Raw genomic sequence first — 23,252 nt, 5'->3', positions numbered from 1 at the left:
AATAAGCAAACAAACGACAATTATTGAAGTAGGCTAAACCCTGATCGTGATATAAACGCCGCAAAGGACTCCAAGTAGTTACCTATACTTGGGTATGTCTGTGCTTCCAAAACAAGCATTGAATGAGTGCCATTTAAAACGCACGTATAACAACCCGTTTACTCCTTATAGTTATTTACAAAAATAACGACACGATTAATTACGAACCCTAAGCATAAAAACACAAATGCCGCCAAAGGGAATATTATGGTATACTTTTCACTTATTTTATTCACTCGGTTACCAATAGATTGAAAGGTAGAAATGACATCTACAAACACATCTTTAGAAATAATTTTTTCTTCAATTTCTTGTAAATCTGCGCGCAACGCGATCTCTTTCTCCAAAAGCTCGTATTCCCTAGTGCTTGATCGCTCCGGACTTAAAGACAACGCTCCTAATTTAACTTCTTGATTGGGTCTCTCAGCTTCTTCTCTTAAAAGATTAATATAAACGCGCTGTAAGGAATCGACTTCATTTAAGTTTTCCTGAATGTTATCACGTTGGAGGGCATAAAGCTTTTCTTCTTTAATCTTTTTTGCATTTGAAAACGCATTGGAGAATGCCGAACTAATTCCAGATTCTAAGTCTTTAAAAATATCTTTTTTGGAGGACTCTGCTACTATTGTAAGTAAATTACTGGTATAAATACTTCTGTTATCTACAAACACATCATAACTTATCGGGTCGGTGGATCGGGTGCTATCTAGCTGCACCATAAACGCTTGATAGGCCAAATATTTATCATTTTCTGATTCTGGTCCTGGTTCAATTCTAAACGCCGTTAATTTATTGACTTCTACATCGGTGCTGTCATTATCAAAAATGGTATTTAGCGCGTTATAATCTTTGTTCGCGATTAGTGCGTTAAAATAATTGATATTGGAGACCAACTGGTATTTTGAACCAAAGTAGGGCTCCACCAACATTTCTGAACTGTATATGGGTTTATTGGTGCGCTCTAACATATAGCCTAAACCAGCAAAAACAATAAGTATAATAAACACCGGTTTCCAAAAGCTAATAATGACTTTTAATATGGAAATAATAAACGACAAAATAGATTTTAAAATGCGCCCTATAAAGTTAAAAAAACGTGTAAAAGCATTACCTATTAAATTAAAAAAAACGACCAAATCGACTTCCTCTGTATTCGATTTAGGGTCTTGTTTATCTATTTCACTCATAAAAATTAATTAGTTATAACGGATGACATGCTTATAAAAGGTGAATAGCGCACTAAAAAAACCAAGAACTATTAACGCAAATAAAGGTACTATTATTTTATACTTCTTATACCATATATTCTCAACAATTCCCTTTTCTCTGAAAGACGACACTTTATCAAAAATTGTGTTTTTAAGCACCAACTCTCTCTTAATTTCATTTAATTTATTTAACGTCGCAATCTCTTGTGCTAACAGCTCATCTTCTTTCGTTTGCGTCTTCTCCACTTGCAATCCTAAGGCGTTTCCTAAGTTTGACGAGACCGACGTTTTTTCTGATTCTTTTTCTAAAACACTTAAATAGGTGTCTTTAATTTTTCTAATCGCTGCTAACGACACCTCTAAATTTTCTTTTTCTAAACGTAAAACAGAGTCTCTTTCTTGCTTTTTAAGGTCTGAATAGTCGTTATTTATAGATTGGGAGAGTCCCTTTTCTAATTTGGTAAATAATTTATTATTCTTAGTCCGTGCACGGAGTAAAAACATTTCAGCAGAGTATAAATCTCTATTGTCTAAATAAATCTCATAGTCAACTTTAGATCGCGTTACACTATCTAAATCTTTCATAAATAAACCAAACTCCTTCAATTGTTCATTTTTAGACTCCGGTGCTGCTTCGATTTCAAACTGGACAAGCGCTTCCGATTCTTTAGCAGTAATATTGAATTGTTGTGAAAGCTCCTCAGTATCTTTTAATTTAATTAGGGAATTAAAATAATTAATATTCTCTATTAAAACATATTTAGACTCAAAATTAGGCACTACAAACATCTCAGAATAATAGACTTGGTCTTTTACTTTATCTAACGTAAAACCTATTGCTAAAGCTACTATTACCACAATTGCAATGATTTTAATGTTTACAAAAATCACTTTAATACAGGCTATAAAAAAAGCGTAGAGGCCTATAAATAGGGATCCAAAAAAATTAATGACTTTTTGAATTCCATTGCCAATTAAATTGAAAAACACGATTAAATCGACTTCTTCAGATTGATTGTTATTGTTATTGTTATTGTTCGCGTTACTACCGTTGGTACTATTGTTACCTGAGTTCACTGGGGTATTGGGATTATTAGACATTAATTAATAGTTTAAGAACTTTTATTGAATATTTGCTGTAATATTTTTCTTGTTATTAAATAGGTTGGTTTTACACCCGATGTTCCTAAACCTCCAGAAGCTAAGGTGCTTCCCGTTACTAAAGGATTATCACTAGCATAATACGCATATCTTACTTTTACTTCTGGGTTTATGCTACGTCTTACTTTCGAGGCGGCTTGTATTGCCTTTTGGTAATGCGCCCCTTCCATTTCCAGTCCGATGACATTCCATGTTGAATTGTGGAAGAATTTTAAAATGTCTTTATTTTGAAGCGATGTTCCTAAAACAGAAATCATTGTTCCTTCGTACACGTCCAGACCTTCACCTTCAAAATCTGATTTACACAATTCGTTTTTAAACGGATAATTATCGGCCGTACCTTCAAAAATGTGCGCCGACGGAATCATAATATCGCCTTTCCCTCCTTCTAAAATACCTGCTTTCCCCATTATAGAGACGGATTCCACATTTAAAAGAATATCCTCCTTTTGAGACTTGTAAGGCTTTAAGAGTTCATCTATCGTTTCGTAGGCCTGCTCTCCAAAAGCATAATCCATAACAAAAAGCACGGGTGCTTCTTTATCTGCGTCGGGGTTTTTAACTCCGAGATCTAAGGCTTCTAAGTCTAATTTCGTAGTATCAAATATCTGGACATCAATGTTGGTTCCAGAGGTGTCCTTAATAAAAATCATTCCTTGCTCCAACGCTTTTACCGTTACTTTTTTTCGTAACGACTCATTTTCAGGATTACTTAAGTTCTCGTAGGTTACAAAAATATTTTTTTCGCTCTTCGTCGGTTTTAAAGCTAACGGCGCGTACAACGTGTTCATAACACTATGTAAGTTTGCACTAATAATATGTATTGGTCGCGCTAATAAATTATGCTTTTCTAAGGTTTCTTTTATCGTGTTTGCCCACATTTCTCCGTGAATATGGTGCCCTAAGCGCTCTCGTAATACCGGACTAAACGTTACCGTACGTTTATTATTAAAGACCACCTCATCGATGGCTAGTTTCCCCAACCAATAAATAATATGTAGAAAACGTTCAGGTTGCTGGGGGGTTGCAAACTTTGTATACGCCAATTTAATTTGCTCGAACGTACGACCTAAAATATTTGCGGTATGTGTAATAGCTACTTCGCGCTCTTTTAGCGTTAATTTATCTTCGGTTAAAACGGCAACTTCTAGTTTTTGCCAATCGCGTGTTGTATTTCCTTTTTCGTCAATAAGGACTCGCTTACTTATTTTATGAGACTCTATAAACAAAAAGGTTAAGTGTGTTAAAATATCGTAAATCTCAGAGCGTCCCCTGGTAATTTCAATATTCATTTGTTCGTTATCGATACGGTAACAGTTTCGTCTACGTTTTGAAGGAATAATCACTTCAAAGTGAGAGTCTGTATAGCCTTCGTTACTGGTTAAATTTATAAAACGACACTCTTCAATTCCGTAAGGCAACCTGTCTATTACATATAACAATCCTTCCAGTTCCGCTTTTTCATCGGCAATAGAGCCATAAATTTCGGGTCTCAATACCAAAAGGGCTTCGCGCAAAGTTTCGCCCGAAATCCCCATTGGTTTATAAAACCCTCTATTAAACAAATGGCGCATAGTAATATACATACGCTCAATGGCATTAGAGCTTTCTTGTGCTCTAGTTCTTACATGAAATTTTTCTTTCTTCATATACGCTGTTTAACGTGCAAATATAGTATTATTTCTCAACACTAAGTTTTTGTAAAGCATCGGCAATCTTTCGGTCGTTCGATAAACGCGGTAATTTGTTTTGCCCCCCTAATTTTCCGATAGATTTCATATACTGTTGAAACCCGTTGTTTTGCACTGTGGTTATTTTTAAAGGCTGAAGGACTTTTCCTTCAATTAAATCTCGATAATAACTATTTTGTTCTTGTAAAGCGCGGTCTATTTTTAAGGATAACACGCTTACGTTTTCTGGTGCTTTTTCAAATTCGATAAACCATTCGTGATACGGAAGTCCGGACTCCGGATTAATTTGAGGGGCTACCGTAAATTCTGAGACACTTACATTTTCTGATGCCATCGCCTCTTGCAACGCACACTCCACTTCTTTACCAATAACATGTTCACCAAACCCCGAAATGAAGTGTTTAATGCGCCCAGACACAATAATACGATACGGTTTTATACTTGTAAACTGTACAGTATCACCAATATTATAACACCATAACCCAGCATTGGAAGAGATTAGCATTACGTAATTAACGTTCACTTTAACGTCTTTAATTGTGATGCGTTTCGGTTGTTCATGAAAAAACGAATCGGCTTCAACAAATTCGTAAAACATTCCAGAATCTAGCTGCAACAGCATTCCTTTTTCTGTTTGGCAATCTTGAAACGCAAAAAAGCCTTCGCTTGCCGGATACAATTCTATGCTATCCACTTTTCTTCCGATTAAATCTTCGAATTTAGCACGATATGGTTCGTAATTGACCCCGCCATATATAAATAAATTGAAGTTTTTAAAGACGTCGCCTACTGGTTTTCCGGTTTTCTTCTGAAGTTTTTCGAAATACATTTGTACCCAAGACGGAATTCCTGAAATCACCGTTAAATCTTCAGAAAAAGTTTCATCTACAATAGCCGATACTTTCGCTTCCCAATCGTCGATACAATTAGTTTCCCAAGACGGCATTCGGTTTTTCTGAAGGTATTTAGGGACGTAATGCGCTACAATTCCAGACAATCGCCCTAACTGTACGCCGTTTTCCGTCTTTAAAACGGGACTCCCTTGTAAAAAAATCATTTTACCCTCTACAAAACTAGAGTTCCCTGTTTCGTGAATATACATTAAAATCGCATTTCTTGCGGCCTTAATATGGTTCGGCATACTTTCTTTTGTAATAGGAATATACTTCGCCCCAGACGTCGTTCCCGATGTTTTTGCAAAATACAACGGTTTTTCTGGCCATAAGATATTAGATTCGCCTGCAACAACGCGCTCTACATACGGTTTTAAATCTTCGTAATCGCGAATAGGAACCCGAGCTACAAAGTGCTCGTAGGTTGTAATTTCAGAAAACTTATGATCTTTTCCAAATTGTGTGTTTGCCGCTTGCTGGATCAAGTCTTTAAAGACTTTTTCTTGCGTTTTAAGGGGCTGTCCGGCCCACTTTTTTATGGTTAGATACGTAAAATACGCAAACGGTTTTGCGAGTAAAGATTTAATCGACATAAGTTATTTGAAATCTATAAAATTAGTTGGATTTACAGGGTAGCCGTCACTCCATAATTCGAAATGCAAATGTGGTCCTGTCGTATAATCTCCAGTATTTCCGGAGATGGCGATAACCTCTCCTGCTTTTACTAAGTCGCCTTGACTTTTAATTAACGAAGAGTTATGCTTGTAAACGGAAATAAGTCCGTGGCTGTGTTCTATAATAATAACGTATCCGGTTTCGGCCGTCCACTCAGAGAAAATAATAGTTCCATCGGCGGTTGCTTTTATTGGTGTGTCTTTGGCCACAATAATATCTACGGCATAATGTTTTATTTCGGCATTATAGGGATCGCTTAGTATACCGTTTGCAGGGGGGAAAAGTATAAAATTAGCTTTTGAAATCGCCGATTCAAAAAGGTTGTATTTATCTTCCTTTTCAACCCGTTCTCGTAATAAAGAGTCCTCTTTACTCGATTTTAAACTAATATCGGCAGCTTCAATACTAGCGGCTTCGATTATAGAATCTCTATTAAAAACAACCGTTTTTACATCGCCTTGTAACACTTTTTTTATCGACGAATAATACTGCTCGTTTAACGAAATTACTTTTTGTAACGAATCTGTTTTAAAATTAAGCTCTATGGCTTTCTTTTTTAATGCTGTTGATGAATATCCAGGAATATATTCTCGCAATGACGTAAAGGCAATTAAAAGAATAGTAAATACTATTAATAAAATAGAAGACAAGGTGCCAAGCACGAATACATTTAATCGATTAAGCTTGAATGATATGCGCTCTTCAAACGTATTTTCATTTAAAATAACTAATCTGTACTTATGCAGTAGCTTTTTAGATATTTTCTTGGATTTTTTCTTCTTTACAGCCATATTAAACAAAAGTAAATAAAATAATTACTCTAAATGTTTTACAATATGCTAAAGTTACCTATAAAAGGTTGTTTTTAAACTTAAATTATTAACTTTGCTGTCTAAATTAAAAGTTATGATTGCATCAAATATATTTTTAGGAATGATTGGTCCATGGCAAATAGCAGTTGTTGTAGTACTCGTGTTATTATTGTTTGGCGGTAAGAAAATACCAGAATTAATGAGAGGACTTGGTAGCGGAATTAAAGAATTTAAAGACGCTAGTAAAGAAGAGGAAGAAGAAAAAGCTAAAGATTCTAAATAAATAGTATTTTAAAAGCATAAAAAAACCAACGCGAAAACGTTGGTTTTTTTATGTCTTAATGTTATTATTATTATTCTAATTTGATGGATTTTATCATCGCTTCTAGCTCAAAAATATGTTCTCTTTTTGCTATGGAAGGCGCGTAAGCAAATCCTTCGGCGACAACATATCTGTTATTCGCTTTGTCTTCTATAATATACGTAATGAATGGCCCAGACATAAACGCATTCTTAACATCCCAAACGCCTTTTACTTCCCATGCTGGCTTATTGTTTAACGTTGTTTTAAATAAATGCGGTGCGTAGGCTTTTTCGGTAATCATATAACTCCCTTCGGTTGGTCCTGGAATGTATTTTTCTCCTATGGAATCTCTAATTTTAATAATTTGGCTAACGACACTATCAGACCCTTTTAACTTACTTAAGGGTATCTCGTATACTAATAAGTTGGTGTATCCTGTTGGAATGTCTTTACGCATCCAGAAAAAGTTATCTTCTTCTTTAGAAATTCGATACGCTGTGGAGTATTGAATATCGACTCCCAACTTCTCTTTTAAATGTGTTGCAGGATACATCGATTTGCGAATACGACGTTGCTTTTCGGCTATTTCTTCAACTTTAAAAGCACTAACAATCATTTTTGCGTTGTTTTGCAATTGCTGTTCGATCTCTTGAATAGTTTGCCCGCTTACAACAATAAACTTTTGTGGTCTTGCGTACACATTATCTTCAATTGTAGTCCCTGCTTTTCCTTTTTGAATTTTTATAATAATTCTATTTGTTCTAGAAAAGCCAGAAAATACTTGTGGCGGAATCTGTGTTAGCGAAAACAACGGTTCTTCTTGTGGCAACCCGTCTATTGGTGCCGCAAGAATATTTCTAACCGCTTGACCTAATTGGCCTTCCCATTTTTCATTTTCTATTACTACGGCTACTGTATTTAGCGCTCCAGAAGATTCTGGAATAATTCGCTGTCCTTTAGCGCTATCGTCTTTACAGGATAGTGCAAATACAATAATGGCAACAATTAAAAGTCCTTTTCGCATCATAAAATTTCGTTTTTAACAGGCGTTAACCTTTGGAAACCTTTAAGGTCATTCCGGGTTTTAAATTACTACCACTAATATCGTTCCAATCTTTAATATTCTGAACAGAAACTCCCGAATATTTTTGAGCGATGCTCCATAACGAGTCACCACTTTTTACTTTATAGGTTTTAGATGTGCTATTTACAGCCGATTTTTGTGAGGTAGTAACACTCGACGGATTTCTCGCGTAAATAGTAAGGCGCTGACCAACTTTTAGGTTGTTACTTCGCAAACCATTCCACTTCTTAATCTGACTGACGCGCACTCCGAACTTTCGAGCTATTTTACCTAAATAATCACCACTTCTCACCTTATAACGGGTTTTTGTATCGGCGTTTACCAATTGTGGTAGCGGTTTTTCGCGAGAGTCTAACTCTTTTTGTACAAAACCATAGATCTCTTTCTCGTTATTTACAAACGTACCCACATCTTCTCGCGGCAGTCTTAACGTGTAGTTTTTGTCTTTAATAAATGGAATCACGTCCAATTTATAAGACGGGTTTAAAAACTGCAGCGTTTCAATAGTAACGCCAGTATATTCTGAAACCTGACCTAAAGTTATGGTCTGTTTAATTCTAACAGTATCGGTTTCTATGTAATTAAATTGTGGTTTATGTTTAATAAAACCGTGTTCGTCTGCGTATTCAAAAATATACATTGTCGCTAAAAAGGCAGGCACATAACCAGCCGTTTCACGTGGCAAGTTGGGTCTAATATTCCAATAGTTTTTTGAGCCACCAGAACGCCTAATCGCTTTATTAACGTTACCGGGCCCTGAATTGTATGCCGCTAACGCCAAATCCCAATCTTCAAAAATCTCGTATAATCGCGCTAAATACTTAGCCGCCGATTCGGTTGCTTTTATAGGGTCGCTACGTTCGTCTACATAACTACTCACCTCTAATCCGTATTGTTTTCCGGTAGCATACATAAATTGCCACAATCCGGTTGCCCCTACTCTAGATTTTGCTCTAGGTTTCAAGGCCGATTCTACGATAGCGAGATACTTCATCTCTAAAGGAATATTGTAATTGTCTAATTCGCGCTCAAACATCGGGAAATAAAAATGACTTAATCCCATTAAGCGCTCCAAAGATTGGTGCCTTCTTTTTAAAAATGATTTGATTACACTTTCTAATCCTGGATTGTATTCCACATTAAAAGGGGTACGTGCATTTAAGCGTTCTAAGCGCGCTTTTAGTGTATCGGTAGATAATTCAGGATAGTCTACAACTTCGTATTTTAAGTTGGTAACATCGCGATAAATAGTATCGAATAACGAATTGCTGTACAACTCCTCCATCCACTTTTTATCGTAGTCTGAGGCTATTTTATCATCTAATAAAACCTCTGAAGGTTCCCATAATTTATCTGATTTCAACGATTTTCTAAAATACGTTTTACCATCTATAATCGTATCTAAAACATATTGCACTTCAGCAGATAATTCAGGTACTTTTAATGTGTTAACCTTTAGTGTGTCATTTTTTTTCGACACGGGTGGGGTCTCTTGTCCGTGTGCCAGAGCACCACAAAACAAAGCACCCAATAGAATACTATATAATTTCATTACAACTGTTTAATTTTAAGCCTAACGCAGCTTTAGCGATTTTCTTATCTAATCCTTTAAAATAGCAGCAATTCCTGGTAAGGTTTTGCCTTCTAAACTCTCTAACATAGCACCACCACCAGTACTTACATAGCTTACTTTTTTCTCGAAACCAAATTGTTTCACGGCAGCTACAGAGTCGCCGCCACCAACTAGTGAAAACGCGCCATTTTTTGTAGCCTCTGCAATAGACGCTCCTAAAGCAATGGTGCCTTTAGAAAAGTTTTCCATTTCGAAAACTCCTAAAGGGCCATTCCATAAAATAGTTTTGCACTGCAGTACCACGTCGTGAAATTGTTTTATAGATTCTGGCCCTACATCTAAACCTTGATACCCTTCCGGAATCGCTGAAATAGCAACCACTTTAGTATTTGCTGTGTTGTTAAAAGCATCGGCAGCAACAACATCGCTAGGAATATGAATTTTTACTTTTTTATCTTCGGCTTGTTTTAAAATCGATAACGCTAATTCCATTTTATCATCTTCACAGATAGAATCACCAATGTTTCCACCTTGTGCTTTCACGAACGTAAATGCCATTCCGCCACCAATAATAAGATGATCGATTTTATCTAAAATATTTTCGATAATTGTGATTTTTGACGATACTTTTGCACCTCCCAAAATAGCTAAAACTGGCTTTTCGCCATCTTTTAATACCTTATCAATACTTTTAATTTCTTTTTCTAAAAGACTACCAAAACATTTTTTCCCGGGAAAAAACTGAGCAATAACAGTTGTTGAAGCGTGCGCTCTGTGTGCTGTTCCAAACGCATCATTTACATAAATATCACCTAATTTAGACAGTTTTTCTGCAAAGTCTTTATCCCCCGCCGTTTCTTCCTCGTGGAAACGTAGATTTTCGAGAATTAAGAGCTCTCCCGGTTTTAAGTTTGCTGCTGCTTCTTCAGCTTCAACCCCCACACAATTGGAGACAAATTTTGTTTCTACACCAATAATATCTTCAACAGTATTTATAATATGTTTTAACGAAAACGCTTCTTGAACTCCTTTTGGTCGGCCTAAATGAGACATTAAAATACAACTCCCACCATCTTCTAAAATTTTAATTAATGTTGGTTTTGCCGAAGCAATTCTAGTCGCATCGGTGACCTTAAAATTCGCATCTAACGGCACGTTAAAATCGACACGAATTAACGCTTTTTTATCTTTAAAATTAAAATCTTGTAATGTCTTCATTATATTACTGTAGTTATTATGAATGTATATTTAAAATTCAAAACCTGATTAAATGGTCCGATTACACCATTTTTCAGTGAGTAAAAATAGGTGTAAATTGCTTCAAATATATACAAATACTATGATACTCGTTTGCCATCTGCCTTAAAAATTAAACGTCATAAACATATTGAAACCAAAAAATAGTTTTTATTTGTTATCTAAAGTATATTTGTGCTATGCAATTCAGTACTATTCTAGGTCAAACACATATAAAAAAACATCTTACGCAAAGCGTGGATAATGGTAGAATTCCTCACGCCCAATTATTTATTGGTCCAGAGGGTTCCGGTACTTTACCCATGGCGATTGCTTATGCACAGTACATTTTGTGTAAAAATACCGCGGGTGAAAACAGCAACGGAAACCCCTCTTGTAATTTAAAATTTAACTCGTTTTCTCACCCCGATTTACATTTTGCTTTTCCGGTTACCACCAACGATAAAATTAAAAAGCATCCTGTTTCTAAACATTTTTTAGAAGAATGGCGCGATTTATTAGCCAAACAACCGTATGGTAATTTATTCGATTGGTATAAGCGTTTAGGCGTAGACAATAAGCAAGGACAAATTGGTGTAGATGAAGCGCAAGACATTGTAAAATCGTTAAGTTTGAAAGCTTACGAAGGCGGCTATAAAGTTATGATTATTTGGATGGCTGAGAAGATGAATACCTCTGCTTCAAATAAACTGTTAAAACTTATTGAAGAGCCACCCAGCAAGACGGTCTTTATACTTATTGCTGAAGATGAAGAACAGATTATTACCACTATTAAATCGAGATGCCAATTATTACATTTTCCGCCCTTAGCAGAATTTGATGTTAAAGAAGCGTTGATTAAAAGCTATAGTATAAATGATGCTGAAGCAACGAAAATAGCACACCAATCTAACGGAAATTATAATAAAGCTTGCGATTTAGTCTATCAAGATAGTGAGGATATTCAATTTGAAACTTGGTTTATTCTCTGGATTCGTGCGGCATTTAAAGCTAAAGGAAATAAAGCCGCTATTCACGATTTAATTACGTGGAGCGAAGACATTGCTAAAACAGGGAGAGAAACACAAAAGCAATTTCTTAATTTCTGTATAGATTTTTTCCGACAAGCGTTATTGCTAAATTACGGTGCGCAAGATTTAGTGTTTATGGACATTAAAACGGAGAAATTTAAGTTAGAAAACTTTGCCCCTTTTGTGCATAATAACAATATTTTGGATATTTATAAAGAGTTGCAAGACGCCATTTACCATATTGAACGCAACGGAAACTCAAAAATAATTTTAACAGATTTATCGATAAAATTAACGCGTTTACTACATAAAAAATCAGAATAGAAATAGACCTCTTCCCTTATATCTTTTTGAGTGTACCCGCTTTCATATTAATATTTAGTATCCAAACTTTACTTAAAAACTCGGCTTTTATAAAGGCCTTTCGGAGCATAAATACGTCGTAAAAATTATCTGAGTTATACAAATACACATAATAAGAATCACCTTTATCTTTAAATATTTTAGAGTTGACGCCCTTCCCTTTTAGGGCATTTTGGTACCCGATCGCTTCATCAAAATCGTAGACCAAGGTGGCAATAATATAATACCCTTTATCTATGCCGTTTATAAAAGTGGTTTCTTGATTAAGAATGCGCTTAAACGTTTGGGTTTCGTAAATATAATCTTCCACCGTTAGTAGTTTTTCGTAATTATCGCGATTTAAAGCCAGTGAATTCTGAGCTGATTGCTGTAAAATGATTTGCCCAGATGGGCGATATATATTATCACGTCTAGGCTCTACTTCTTGCTTTTGTTTTAACCAAACAGGTAACGTTTTATCTTTTGTTGATTGCGAATAGTCTGCCCTTGGCAATGGATTTGTTAGTGTCTTTGCTTTAGGTATTGAGCTAGAGGTAGCTTCTTTTTCTGGACCGCCTACGTTCGTGTTCTCTGGTTTTCTCTCCCACGGTTTAATTTCTTCTCGAACCATTTCTTTAACTATTGGCTCTTGATTTTTTGTTATCTTTTCTCCCTTTTTTACTACTTCTTTCTTCGGTACTTTCTCCTTTTTCACTTTAGCATTAACCACTTGTTCTAACCCTTTAGCACTAGTAATACCGTCCTTAGTTTCGCTGTTAACATCTTCAACAATACCTTCTGCTGTCTCTTTAGCTACTGATGTATTAATAACGTTACGTTCGTCACGACTCACTTCTTTGATTATGTCTCGACTTATTTCCGTGCGTATTTTTGGCGCACTTCCCTTAATGGGTTCTTCACTACTTTTTTTCTCTAGTGCTTTAGAAACTTCTTTTTTACTTTTATCGCTAGTAATTTTCGGTGCTAATTTGTCTTCAATAAGTGCATACTCTTGTTGTTGTTCTTCGTAAAAAACGGTGCTAATCTCCGTTTGAAAAGCCGTAAAAAATAGATAAAAGCGATCTGCTCTAGTATTGAAAATAAGATCTACTTTTTCGGTATTGTTATCAATTATAGGTTGGGTTTGATTTGGAATATCTACGGTTGCGATATCGAAACCTAACGTGTTTTTACTCGCCGGATTACGTTCTGTAAATTCTGAATCGTTTGTTGTTATTTTACTATTGAAAAAATTATTACGTGGTCGGAGGTTACTACTTAGTAATGACATTCGTTTTAAAACAGGATTCGAAATCAAAATCTCGTCATCTATTAACGCCGAATCGCCTTCTAAGGCCGATAAGGTAATAGAGGTCTTAATTTCGCCTTCTTCTAAGGCTTTAAAATTATCGAAAGTAATCTTCACAGCCTCATTTCCTACGTGGGCAAACCCGTTATACATCGTGATGTATTGTGGGGTATTAACCGGTGCCTCATAAACAACATAAAGCAACCAACCGGCAGCACTACCACCCGAAACGAAACCTTTAGAAGCCGTTACATTCGCTAACGTGTACTCGCCATTAATAATACTCGCGTTTTTTAGAAGTTTGGTCACGTCTGCTTGACAAACATAAGGAGCGTTTAGAGAGAATGCAGGGTCATTAGCACCATCAAAAACGACATCGCCATTAACAGGTATATAATTTTTAGCATTGGGTAATTTAAACTTTACCTTACTAATAGCATTTCGATTTTTTACGCGTTTTCCTTGAAACAAAAACTGTTCGCCAGACTCTGTCCTATAGCCTTGTTCGTAACTATATGTTGCTGCCCAATACAGAACAGCATACTTAATTTCGGAATGATTGGCGGGTAATTGTAAGGTTGCCGAACTAGAACTAAACGTGGTATCGTCGTTGTCAACATCGGTATAGACCATATCGATATCGTCGTTGGTTAGCGAGACATCGTTAAAAGCAGCTGTAGCCTCTTTGCCTAAAATAGCGTTACCAATAACGGTAGCATTACCATAAATAAAGAACTCTTTTTGAGCTTTAAAAGGCAACGCAACCTGAGCAGACGTGTGGTTAAAAAAGGCAAAGAAAATGAGCAACAACCAAAAGGAGTTTTTCATCATCTTAAATAGAAATAATTAATAGCACTTAAATATAAGTATTAAAATTAAATCTATTGATAGATAGCATATTATAAACTAAAAAAAGCGTTAAACTGTCGTTTAACGCTTTTAATTATTGCAGCGGTACTGTTTATTTCTTGTATTCTTTATCTAAAGCAGCGATTACGGTTTGGGTTAAATCGTTTTCTTCTGCCCCATAAAGCACTGTCGAAGCGACCTCACTTGTTCCTAAAATATAAGTATAACCATTATTTTTACCGTATTCTTTTACATACGTTTTAACGCGCACGATAACACTATCTACATCTTTGCGAAACTCTTGCGTAATTTGCTGTTTCTCGAATTGCAGTTGTTGATCTTGAGTTTGTTTTTTCTGCACTAAAACTTGATAGTTTTTTTCTTGATTGGCCGGCGACATACTTTCTACTTTAGCTTGAAATTCTTTTACCTCTAATTTAATCTGTTCGTCTAAGCCGTCCGCTTTTGCATTAAAAGCATCCTCTTTAATCTTGTATTTTGCTTCTAAATCTTTTTTCTCTTGGATCTCGTTAATGACTTTTCCGTTATCCACAAAAGCAATCTTTTGTTTATTGCAAGAGGTTAGTGTTAAGAAAGCGAATGCAAGTACTATGTAATATTTCATTTGTTGGTGTTTTAAGTTTAGTCAAAAGTATAAAAGTAGGCGCGACTTTTTATTTTTTAAATTGAAATTTAAAGGAATAAGTAAAACCTATAGCAATTATGAAAATTATAAGCTTAATTTATCAAAAATAGTCGATTTAGAAGCGTTTTAAGACTGTTTCTCGTTTTACTAAACAACCAATAGGTTTGAAGCGCCAAACAGAGCCCATTCAGCTCCTAAATTGATTATTTAGCGTTTGTAATGCAATAAATCAGTGATGAATACTCCGATGACTGTTTCGCTTTCCAATTAGATATAACACCACGCCATAATGCTTTAACCGGTTGCCACTTACTTTTTTTATATTTTTCTGACAGCAAACTTACGTAATAAGCATCGAACACCATTGGTAAGGTTTTTACCACAGTCATTTCTTTTTTATTAAACAAACGAGTAATCGCTTCTTGAGAAAAATGCCATAAATGTCTTGGCACATCAAAAGCAGCCCAAAATTGTTTGTAATATATTGCGTCGTAACTTTTATAATTAGGAACTGCAATAATTAAGGTGCCTTCTTTTTTTAATAAGCGTTTAAATAATTTAATGTGTTCTTCTAAATTTGGCAAATGCTCTAAAACATGCCATAACGTAATCACATCAAAACTATGTGACGGTAACGTTTCTAAAGCATCGGTATTAACGATTTTGTTTCCAGTTTTTAAATTGGCTATAGTTCTCGCTTTTTCATTTGGTTCTATACCCGTAATGACCCACTTATTTTTTTGTGCTTCCGCTAAAAAATCTCCGGTCCCACAGCCTACATCTAATATTTTTTTTTCAGAAGACGAAAAACTATTGATTAGCTTTAATTTCCGTTTCAGCGAAATCGTCCGAACGGCGTGATACACTTTCTCAAAAAGATTTCTTTGCGTATTGGTATGTGAAATATAATCTTCACTTTTATAGTAATCGGGTAATTTGCTTGCCGAAGGTTGCGGATTAGTTTGCAAATAATCCCATTGAGAATTATGAAGTAATTGAAACGTTTCGCCCGAAACTGTAAAATCTTTTACCGTTTCATATAAAGAAGTTGCTGTACTCTTTTCCACCAAAAATAATTTATAATTAAAACAAAGGATATGTTCCACGTGAAACATATCCTATATTTTCTATTCTTTTAACGTCCCATAAAAACTAAAAGCACCGAAATATCACTCGGAGACACCCCACTAATTCGTGACGCTTGAGAGACAGTTACCGGTTGAATTTTATTTAATTTCTCCCGTGCTTCCAAACTCATTGATTGTAATTTCGAGTAATCAAAGTCAGCCGGAATTTTTAAATTTTCTAATCTGTTTAACTTATCTGCATTATTCTTTTCTTTATCAATATAGCCAGAATATTTTACCTGAATTTCTGCCTGTTCAATAACTTCATTATCTAAATTATTGGACGTAATGTATTCTTCGACCGCCTCAAATTGTCGCACATCGTCAATCGTAATATTTGGCCTAGCGAATATCTTAAACATTTTTCCCTGTTGCGTAACAGGCGCAGAATTTTTGGCTTCCAAAACAGGATTTGCTTCTGCTGCCGTTACACTTGTGTTTCTAAAAAACTGTACCAGTTTTTCAGACTCATCTTGTTTCTGCTCCATACGTCTTAAACGTTTTTCGCTAGCCAAACCTAAATCATACCCCTTTGGGGTTAATCTAAAATCAGCATTATCTTGACGTAATAACGTTCTGTATTCTGCACGCGACGTAAACATTCTATACGGTTCTTCAGTTCCCTTTGTAATTAAATCATCGACTAAAACACCAATATACGCCTCATTACGCTGCAGGATAAAAGGATCGCGTTCTTGTACTTTTAACGCTGCATTTATACCCGCCATTAATCCTTGAGACGCAGCTTCCTCATACCCCGTAGTTCCGTTAATTTGACCTGCAAAATACAGTCCGCTAACTAACTTTGTTTCTAACGTGTGCTTTAATTGTGTTGGTGGAAAATAATCGTATTCAATCGCATACCCCGGTCTAAAGAATTTTACGTTTTCGAAACCCACTATTGATCGCATTGCTTTAAACTGAATATCCTCTGGTAAGGACGTTGAAAATCCATTCACGTAATATTCTACCGTATTCCATCCTTCCGGTTCAACAAACAATTGATGACGATCTTTATCAGCAAAGCGATTAATTTTATCTTCTATCGACGGACAATAACGGGGTCCTAAACTTTTAATCCTACCGTTGAACATAGGCGAACGATCGAAACCTTCTCGCAACACATCGTGTACAATTTCACTTGTATGCGTCATATGGCAAGACCGCTGATGCGTTAATGGTTTTGTCGTGTCTAAATAAGAGAATTTCTCTGGAGACACATCTCCAGGCTGCTCAACCATTTTAGAAAAATCCAAAGAACGCCCATCCACTCTTGGCGGCGTTCCGGTTTTCATTCTACCGGATTCAAAACCTAATTGCACCAATTGCTCAGTAATCCCTGTCGCCGCTCTTTCTCCTGCTCTACCGCCACCGAAGTTTTTATTACCTATATGAATCAATCCATTTAAAAATGTTCCATTGGTTAAAACAACCGTTTTAGATTTAATTTTTAATCCTAAAGACGTTGTTACGCCACATACTTTTCCGCCTTCTACTAGCAACCCAGAAACCATTTCTTGATAGAAATCTAAGTTCTTCGTTTGCTCTAAAAGCAACCTCCAATCTTCTGCGAAACGCATACGGTCGCTTTGAACTCTTGGACTCCACATTGCAGGTCCTTTAGACTTATTCAACATTTTAAATTGAATAGCAGAGGTGTCACTAACAATACCACTATAACCCCCAAGGGCATCAATTTCTCTAACGATTTGCCCTTTTGCAATTCCTCCCATTGCTGGATTACAAGACATTTGCGCAATGTTTTGCAAATTCATTGTAATTAACAACGTTTTACTTCCCATATTGGCCGCGGAGGCAGCAGCTTCACTTCCTGCGTGTCCAGCACCAACAACTATTACATCATACTCTTCATTAAACATTATTTGGCAATTTTATTTTTAAATGTTCCACGTGAAACATTGTAATATACTTTTTAAACTTTTTGCAAAGATAGGGCGAATTAGCGACTTCTACGACAACCGAGTTAAGTGCTCATTTTCCTTAGTTGTCATTACCATTGCATCACTTTCGGTTTTGTCTTTGTAACCACAAAAATGAAGAATACCGTGAACGATTACGCGCTGCAATTCGGCTTCAAAAGGGAGCAATAAGTCCTTAGCATTATCGGCCACACGCTCTGTAGAAATGTAAATATCTCCCTGTAAGTTTTTTCCGATGGAGTAATCAAAACCGATAACATCCGTTAGCGTATCATGTTCTAAAAACTCTACATTTAATTTATGTAAATAGTCATCATCACAGAAGATATAGTTAATCTCTGTTATTTCACATTTTTCTATCGCCACCACCCGAGCAATCCAATCGGATAATTGTTGCTCGTTATCTAATGTAAAATCATTCTCGTAGTTAAAATTAATCATTTATTTCTTTATAAATTACTGTGTGTTTTTTTGATTTGTTATGGTACCCAAAGTATCTCAATTCATCATTAATAAACACCGCTGATGCGTATTTTACTTTGGTATTTTTCATCTCACTCTTTACTGTATTTATTTTTATCAATAGACGTATACATGGTCTCTGATTCTGGTGCGTCTATAACAACGTTAGTACTATTTAAAACAATCTCAAAATAGTGCTTTTCCGTCTTGAGAACATAAGGTACCGCCTCATATTGACGTGGTCCAAATCCACTATTATTTCTCATACTTTGTTCTACACTCATTTGTTGCATCATCATCATCTGCTGTTGCATTGCCCAATGGTGATGCCACCACCAATTGTAACGGTAACTGTATTCCTTTTTATCCACATAGTCTAACCATACTGTTATATTACCATCTTTAGTAGGGTTTACAGTCACCGTTGGTTCGTTTTTAAAACGTGTTGCTTGCTTTAAAATTCAGTGATGGATTCGAAACCTTTAGACTTTTTAAAAATTTTTAACGTGGTTAAATTCAAGTTCGTTTCAGAATCATTTTGCAAATTAAAAATAGATAAAGCACCGTTGCTTTTCGCTAAAGTCATTTGAAATAATTGCCCGTTGAGAACCTACGACGTCGCTTTTTTACCTTCCTCATTAATTTTACTTCTATAAACACTACTTTCTATAGGGAAGCTAGCCTCTCCATCCAGGGGTATCCTGACTACGGCAGTCTCTTTTTCTTTAGTATCCCCCTTCGTAATAAATCAAGTATTCCTTTCCAAGTATGCTCTGAACTCGGCTATAGCTCCGTTAGCAACATACGTATCGGTATTAACGGCCGACAAACTATTTTTATTTAAATCTTTTAATAAATCCTCTGTACTCTGAGTAGATTACCCTGTAACATTATTTCTGTTTTTTGAATCCTTTACATCAATCAGGTTAACACTACTTTTATTTGAAAACACTAATAAATTTGAATTCTTTTTTATGATTACCGCTTTAAAATATTTACCAGAAATAGAATCCGATTTATAACTTTCCCCTGTTGTTAAATCAATATCTACCACTGTAGAATCGTCCTCTTTATTTCCTTCCGTAGACACTATTAAAGTAAGAACTCCTTCATTATAATGATACGATGAGACACTCGGCATTTTATCAAAAGAAACGGATTTGAACTGACTTAATTCTCCATTTGTGTTAGTAATGGGTATAATTTCGCACTGTTTCGTTTTACTGTTTTTTGCTATAATTAAATAAAAACTTTCATCACTACTAGTGTCGCCAGAAAACGTGTTTTCGACTTTATAATTACGACTTAAAGTAATCGCTCCCTTTTTGGGTAACGTTGTAAAACTTGTGAGTATAAATATCACAGATAACAATAAATACTTCATTATATAGTGGTTTGGTTAGTTTGTTTTCTGCTTAAAATAATCTTGTACCTTTTCTCTAAACACCGGTTGCAAAGGTAGCGTTTGCTTGTTTAAAATTTCGATGCTATTAAAATATTGTTTCGCTTTAGGCATCTGATTTTTAGTGGTATTATTAAAGTTCTTTGTGTTTGTAACCGCTTTACGCTTAGTATCTTGCCCTTGTTGAAACGTTGCATTATCCAATTTTAATAATTGGTGCTGCAGATTCATCATTTTAGATAACGTTTGGTTTGTAAACCCCTCATTTATAAGGTCTAACTCTACCCCTTCCATATCTTTTAATAATTGTCTAGCCTCTCCATTACCACGTATTCCCTCTTTTTCTAACCGTAGTTCTAGCGCCTGACGTATCATCTGTTGCTCCTGATATATCCTATACAATTCACCATTTAAATCTTCATTAAATCCATCAAAACCTTGTGTTCCAGAACCGTTTCCTTCGCCATTACCGTTGCCCTCTCCATCTTTTCCTTCTTTACCATCCTTACCACTTTTACCATTTTCACCGGACTTCCCGTCCTCTCCTTCTTCGCCTTTTTCACCCGCTTTACCCTTCGGACCTTGCTCTCCTGGTTTTTGTCCGTCGCCCTCTTTAGGCGCTCCCTTTTCCCCTTTTTTCATACCCTGTTTCATTTGTTCATTCAATGCTTCCTGACTGATAATAATATCTGGTAATGGCATTCCTCCTTGACCTTGACCAGAAGACGGCATCATTTGCATTTGCAAAGCATCGGACATATCACTTAAAAGGTTAGCCAAATTATTCGCCGACGTCACTGCATATTGCTGTGCAGAAACACCTTGATATAAATTGTTTTCGGCTAATTGATCTAAGGCTTTATCCACATTAAAATAGACCTCATAAATTTCTTTATTTATCTGCTCGCTAATTTTAGGTTGGCGCAAAGACAACGCAAATAAACTATCGTCTACATGCTCGAAATGGGTACGTAGTTCTTTCTGTTTTTTTAGGTAGTTGGCGTATTCGTTATGATTAGTTTGTATGCTTTTAAACTGATTCATTACCGCTTCTTCATCAAAGGAGAACACCACTAGATTATCTAATATTTGACGAAGCATCGCCATATCTTCCTCTAAAGCTTCTTGGCCAGACTGTCCCATTTGCTGTTCCATTTGCTGACCCATTTCCTTCATTTTTTGGGACGCATTTTTTTGCTTCTTTTGGGCTTTTTTATGTTCTTCTTTTTGAGATTCAGAATTGTCTGCTGCTTTCTTTTTTTCTAAAGCTTCAGTAGCTTGTTGTTGTTCTCGGACAATAGCCTTCTCTTCCTTTTGTTGGCGCGGTAGTTTAAGCGGTTGTTTTAATTCAGAATTATCTTTTTGTAATTCGTCTAACTGCTCCTGTAATTTTATAAACTCATTATTTAAATTTTCCTGTTTTTCTTTGGTGTTTTTCTCTTGTTCCTCTTCGGATAACTCCTCTTGCTTTTCACCGAGTTGTTGCAATTCTTCCGCTATTTTTTCCATTTTTTTGGTCACGTAGTAGCGCTTTGTTAATTCTAGCATTTGCTCCAAACTCCGTTTTTGGTTTTTGTTTTGCTTCGCGAGTTTATCAATTTTATCAGACAGTTCTTCTTTAGAAATTTTATCTTTTATTTTTTCAAGTTCTTCCAAAAGTTTTTCATCGCGTTTTAATTGCGCTTCATTTTCTTGTAAACGCTCTTTTAAATCCTCCTTAAAAGGATCTTCTTTTTGGTCTTCTTTTTGAAAATCTTCTAAATTATCTTTCATTTTTTTATTAAACTCCTGCATCATATTTTCTTGCTGCTTTTGGCGTTTAATAAAATTTTCGAATTTCTTCTTATCATTAAAATTAAGCTCCGATTTTTCCTTTTGGGTTTTCGACAATTGCTCTAATTCCTTTTGTTGCTTGTCGAAATTATCTAAAACTTTATCTAAGGCTTTAATGGTTTCATTTTGCTCTTTTAACTGTTTTTCTTCTTCTTCAATTTGTGTCCGTTTTCTATACGTGAAAACGGTACTTTTTGTACTTTTAGACGCATTAGCGCCGTCATTATCGAACACTTCAAAATACAGTTCGTAAGCCACTCCGTCTTCAATGTCTAAATCGTTTGGAAAAGCGCTTATAAATTCGGCATAATTTGAGCGCGCCATCGGTATAACTTTTATTTCCTTTTTACTATTTTTTTCTGCTTTGTAATACACCAATCGCAATTTTGATAATCCGTAATCATCACTGGCTTGTCCATAGAAATAAAGCGTTTGCAGGTCTAAAGAATCGACTTTAGTTTCTAAATTTAATTCTGGATATTCGTCGTTTATAACAGCAATAGTAAAGGCAAGATTTTCGTAGTCTTTTAAGTTAGTATTGCTGGTCGTTATACTGTAATCCATTGCCGTAAAAAGCCGTTTACTCGCTTGAAAACCGTCCGTTTTAAACGGTTTAAAGGTCAACGTGTCGGCACTATACAAAGTAACAGTTTCGGTGGCTTTGGTCGTTAGTGTCCACGTAACTTTCGTGCCTTGAGGTACCACGGCATTTCCAGTGCTTTGTAAAACGTCATCTCGTTTATTCGTATATGCCGGATAATCTAAGACCATTTCAAAATTTAATAAAGTCGGTACTTCCACCACTTGCAACGTATAGGGTTTAGAATAAATACCATTGGCGGTTAAGCGAAAAGTTATATCCGTTTTCGGTTGCTCGAATACAAATTCGAAAGCCCCACTGCCCTGTTGTTTCAAATAATAAATCTCGTTATTAAATTCTATTTGAGCCGACTCAGGAATGACGTTACCACCGGTTTTTACGATAAGAGTAAACGATTGATTCTCTGTAGCTTTTAGGGGCGTATTCAACACATAAAACTGAAACGGTGCCGGCGCTTCGTACGCTGTTTTATAATTTACCACCCGATTGTAGCTATCACTAAACCAATTTAATTTTCCGAAAATGGTGACACAAAAAATAATAGCCAATGGAATAACGGCATATTTTAAATACTGAAGATTATGCTTAAAGTTAATCGCTAATTTGAAGGGAATAGGCGATAATTCTTTGGCCTTTTGGTCGATACTTGCTAAAAGGAGTTCAGATTGTGTTTTTTCAGAATGCAATTGAAGCACATTAAGTAATTTATCACTAACTTCTGGAAAATGATTTCCTATTAACTTAGAAGCATCAGTCGTATTAATGCCGTGTTGTAGTTTAAACAATTGTGCTAAAGGCATCGCGATAAATCGGTAAAATAAGGCACATTCTACGACTATAAAAACCCAAAACAAAATAGCACGCGCCGTCGTATTTAACCATAACACCGACTCAATAGATAAGGTGATTAGAAAATAAAGTAAGCCGATACTAAAAAATAAAATTACTCCTTTTATAAGTGCGTTAACATAATATTTTTTAATAAATTGCTCTAGTTTGTCCTGTATAATTTTAAAAGTACTCAAATAGCCGTT

General features: G+C 35.6%; 18 protein-coding genes. 2 read left to right on the top strand and 16 right to left on the bottom strand.

All coding sequences use genetic code 11. The features are described 5' to 3' along the window. Positions 1-158: 158 nt before the first annotated feature. From ES676_RS08360 to ES676_RS08340, 5 genes are read right to left on the bottom strand one after another with little or no spacing between them, the layout of a single operon-like run. Complete coding sequence (locus tag ES676_RS08360; RefSeq protein WP_148369869.1) at positions 159-1,226, bottom strand: DUF2273 domain-containing protein; 1,068 nt, start codon at positions 1,224-1,226, stop codon at positions 159-161. A gap of 9 nt (positions 1,227-1,235) precedes the next feature. Beyond that, the gene (locus tag ES676_RS08355) at positions 1,236-2,348 is read right to left on the bottom strand and encodes a hypothetical protein (protein WP_148369868.1); all 1,113 of its coding nucleotides are present in this window, start codon (positions 2,346-2,348) and stop codon (positions 1,236-1,238) included. 11 nt (positions 2,349-2,359) lie between these two features. Next, positions 2,360-4,057 (bottom strand): DUF6909 family protein, encoded by a 1,698-nt coding sequence (locus ES676_RS08350; RefSeq protein WP_148369867.1) that lies wholly within the window; start codon positions 4,055-4,057, stop codon positions 2,360-2,362. A gap of 28 nt (positions 4,058-4,085) precedes the next feature. Further along, positions 4,086-5,585, bottom strand: a complete 1,500-nt coding sequence (locus ES676_RS08345) for a GH3 auxin-responsive promoter family protein (RefSeq protein WP_148369866.1) — start codon at positions 5,583-5,585, stop codon at positions 4,086-4,088. A 3-nt stretch (positions 5,586-5,588) separates the two neighbouring features. After that, a complete protein-coding gene (locus tag ES676_RS08340; RefSeq protein ID WP_148369865.1) occupies positions 5,589-6,458 on the bottom strand; it encodes a M23 family metallopeptidase in 870 nt (289 codons plus the stop codon). Between the two features lie 115 nt (positions 6,459-6,573). On the opposite strand from ES676_RS08340, the gene tatA reads away from it, so the two are divergent. After that, positions 6,574-6,762 (top strand): twin-arginine translocase TatA/TatE family subunit, encoded by a 189-nt coding sequence (gene tatA, locus ES676_RS08335; protein ID WP_148369864.1) that lies wholly within the window; start codon positions 6,574-6,576, stop codon positions 6,760-6,762. A 70-nt stretch (positions 6,763-6,832) separates the two neighbouring features. Here the strand turns inward: tatA and ES676_RS08330 are convergent, their stop codons facing one another. Genes ES676_RS08330 through ES676_RS08320 form a run of 3 tightly spaced genes read right to left on the bottom strand, consistent with a single transcriptional unit; the run spans position 6,833 to position 10,658 of the window. Then, positions 6,833-7,810 carry a DUF4837 family protein gene (locus ES676_RS08330; RefSeq protein ID WP_246130333.1) on the bottom strand — a complete coding sequence of 326 codons (978 nt, stop codon included), beginning with the start codon at positions 7,808-7,810 and terminating at the stop codon, positions 6,833-6,835. Between the two features lie 22 nt (positions 7,811-7,832). Beyond that, positions 7,833-9,419: a LysM peptidoglycan-binding domain-containing protein gene (locus ES676_RS08325; protein WP_148369863.1), complete on the bottom strand. Its 1,587-nt coding sequence runs from the start codon at positions 9,417-9,419 to the stop codon at positions 7,833-7,835. A 48-nt stretch (positions 9,420-9,467) separates the two neighbouring features. Further along, a complete protein-coding gene (locus ES676_RS08320; protein WP_148369862.1) occupies positions 9,468-10,658 on the bottom strand; it encodes a phosphoglycerate kinase in 1,191 nt (396 codons plus the stop codon). A 218-nt stretch (positions 10,659-10,876) separates the two neighbouring features. Between ES676_RS08320 and ES676_RS08315 the strand changes: the two genes are divergently transcribed. Then, positions 10,877-12,031, top strand: coding sequence for a DNA polymerase III subunit (locus ES676_RS08315; protein WP_148369861.1), 1,155 nt, complete (start codon positions 10,877-10,879; stop codon positions 12,029-12,031). Between the two features lie 16 nt (positions 12,032-12,047). Here the strand turns inward: ES676_RS08315 and ES676_RS08310 are convergent, their stop codons facing one another. From ES676_RS08310 to ES676_RS08275, 8 genes are all read right to left on the bottom strand, one after another. Further along, entirely contained in the window at positions 12,048-14,189 is a 2,142-nt protein-coding gene (locus ES676_RS08310) for a hypothetical protein (protein WP_148369860.1), read from the bottom strand. A 130-nt stretch (positions 14,190-14,319) separates the two neighbouring features. Continuing rightward, on the bottom strand, positions 14,320-14,832 hold the full coding sequence (locus tag ES676_RS08305; RefSeq protein WP_148369859.1) for an OmpH family outer membrane protein: 513 nt from the start codon (positions 14,830-14,832) through the stop codon (positions 14,320-14,322). Positions 14,833-15,056: 224 nt separating this feature from the next. Beyond that, on the bottom strand, positions 15,057-15,920 hold the full coding sequence (locus tag ES676_RS08300; protein WP_246130331.1) for a class I SAM-dependent methyltransferase: 864 nt from the start codon (positions 15,918-15,920) through the stop codon (positions 15,057-15,059). Between the two features lie 68 nt (positions 15,921-15,988). Further along, the gene (gene mnmG / locus ES676_RS08295; RefSeq protein WP_148369857.1) at positions 15,989-17,860 is read right to left on the bottom strand and encodes a tRNA uridine-5-carboxymethylaminomethyl(34) synthesis enzyme MnmG; all 1,872 of its coding nucleotides are present in this window, start codon (positions 17,858-17,860) and stop codon (positions 15,989-15,991) included. Positions 17,861-17,950: 90 nt separating this feature from the next. Further along, complete coding sequence (ybeY, locus tag ES676_RS08290) at positions 17,951-18,361, bottom strand: rRNA maturation RNase YbeY (RefSeq protein WP_148369856.1); 411 nt, start codon at positions 18,359-18,361, stop codon at positions 17,951-17,953. Positions 18,362-18,474: 113 nt separating this feature from the next. Further along, entirely contained in the window at positions 18,475-18,804 is a 330-nt protein-coding gene (locus ES676_RS08285; RefSeq protein WP_148369855.1) for a hypothetical protein, read from the bottom strand. A 455-nt stretch (positions 18,805-19,259) separates the two neighbouring features. Beyond that, the gene (locus ES676_RS08280; RefSeq protein WP_148369854.1) at positions 19,260-19,766 is read right to left on the bottom strand and encodes a hypothetical protein; all 507 of its coding nucleotides are present in this window, start codon (positions 19,764-19,766) and stop codon (positions 19,260-19,262) included. 15 nt (positions 19,767-19,781) lie between these two features. Beyond that, positions 19,782-23,243 carry a DUF4175 family protein gene (locus tag ES676_RS08275; RefSeq protein ID WP_148369853.1) on the bottom strand — a complete coding sequence of 1,154 codons (3,462 nt, stop codon included), beginning with the start codon at positions 23,241-23,243 and terminating at the stop codon, positions 19,782-19,784. Between the last annotated feature and the right edge of the window lie 9 nt (positions 23,244-23,252).

Origin of the sequence: Bizionia saleffrena (genome assembly GCF_008086175.1) — a bacterium.
Taxonomy (GTDB): Bacteria; Bacteroidota; Bacteroidia; order Flavobacteriales; family Flavobacteriaceae; genus Bizionia; species Bizionia saleffrena.
The sequence above is the reverse complement of the archived record's forward strand: the minus strand, read 5'-3'. Positions and strand labels throughout refer to the sequence as shown.

What these genes read in the sequence shown, in the direction of transcription:
- ES676_RS08360 (WP_148369869.1), bottom strand. Translation starts at nt 1,226, where the DNA reads ATGAGTGAAATAGATAAACAAGACCCTAAATCGAATACAGAGGAAGTC.
- ES676_RS08355 (WP_148369868.1), bottom strand. Translation starts at nt 2,348, where the DNA reads ATGTCTAATAATCCCAATACCCCAGTGAACTCAGGTAACAATAGTACC.
- ES676_RS08350 (WP_148369867.1), bottom strand. Translation starts at nt 4,057, where the DNA reads ATGAAGAAAGAAAAATTTCATGTAAGAACTAGAGCACAAGAAAGCTCT.
- ES676_RS08345 (WP_148369866.1), bottom strand. Translation starts at nt 5,585, where the DNA reads ATGTCGATTAAATCTTTACTCGCAAAACCGTTTGCGTATTTTACGTAT.
- ES676_RS08340 (WP_148369865.1), bottom strand. Translation starts at nt 6,458, where the DNA reads ATGGCTGTAAAGAAGAAAAAATCCAAGAAAATATCTAAAAAGCTACTG.
- tatA (WP_148369864.1), top strand. Translation starts at nt 6,574, where the DNA reads ATGATTGCATCAAATATATTTTTAGGAATGATTGGTCCATGGCAAATA.
- ES676_RS08330 (WP_246130333.1), bottom strand. Translation starts at nt 7,810, where the DNA reads ATGATGCGAAAAGGACTTTTAATTGTTGCCATTATTGTATTTGCACTA.
- ES676_RS08325 (WP_148369863.1), bottom strand. Translation starts at nt 9,419, where the DNA reads ATGAAATTATATAGTATTCTATTGGGTGCTTTGTTTTGTGGTGCTCTG.
- ES676_RS08320 (WP_148369862.1), bottom strand. Translation starts at nt 10,658, where the DNA reads ATGAAGACATTACAAGATTTTAATTTTAAAGATAAAAAAGCGTTAATT.
- ES676_RS08315 (WP_148369861.1), top strand. Translation starts at nt 10,877, where the DNA reads ATGCAATTCAGTACTATTCTAGGTCAAACACATATAAAAAAACATCTT.
- ES676_RS08310 (WP_148369860.1), bottom strand. Translation starts at nt 14,189, where the DNA reads ATGATGAAAAACTCCTTTTGGTTGTTGCTCATTTTCTTTGCCTTTTTT.
- ES676_RS08305 (WP_148369859.1), bottom strand. Translation starts at nt 14,832, where the DNA reads ATGAAATATTACATAGTACTTGCATTCGCTTTCTTAACACTAACCTCT.
- mnmG (WP_148369857.1), bottom strand. Translation starts at nt 17,860, where the DNA reads ATGTTTAATGAAGAGTATGATGTAATAGTTGTTGGTGCTGGACACGCA.
- ybeY (WP_148369856.1), bottom strand. Translation starts at nt 18,361, where the DNA reads ATGATTAATTTTAACTACGAGAATGATTTTACATTAGATAACGAGCAA.
- ES676_RS08280 (WP_148369854.1), bottom strand. Translation starts at nt 19,766, where the DNA reads ATGAAGTATTTATTGTTATCTGTGATATTTATACTCACAAGTTTTACA.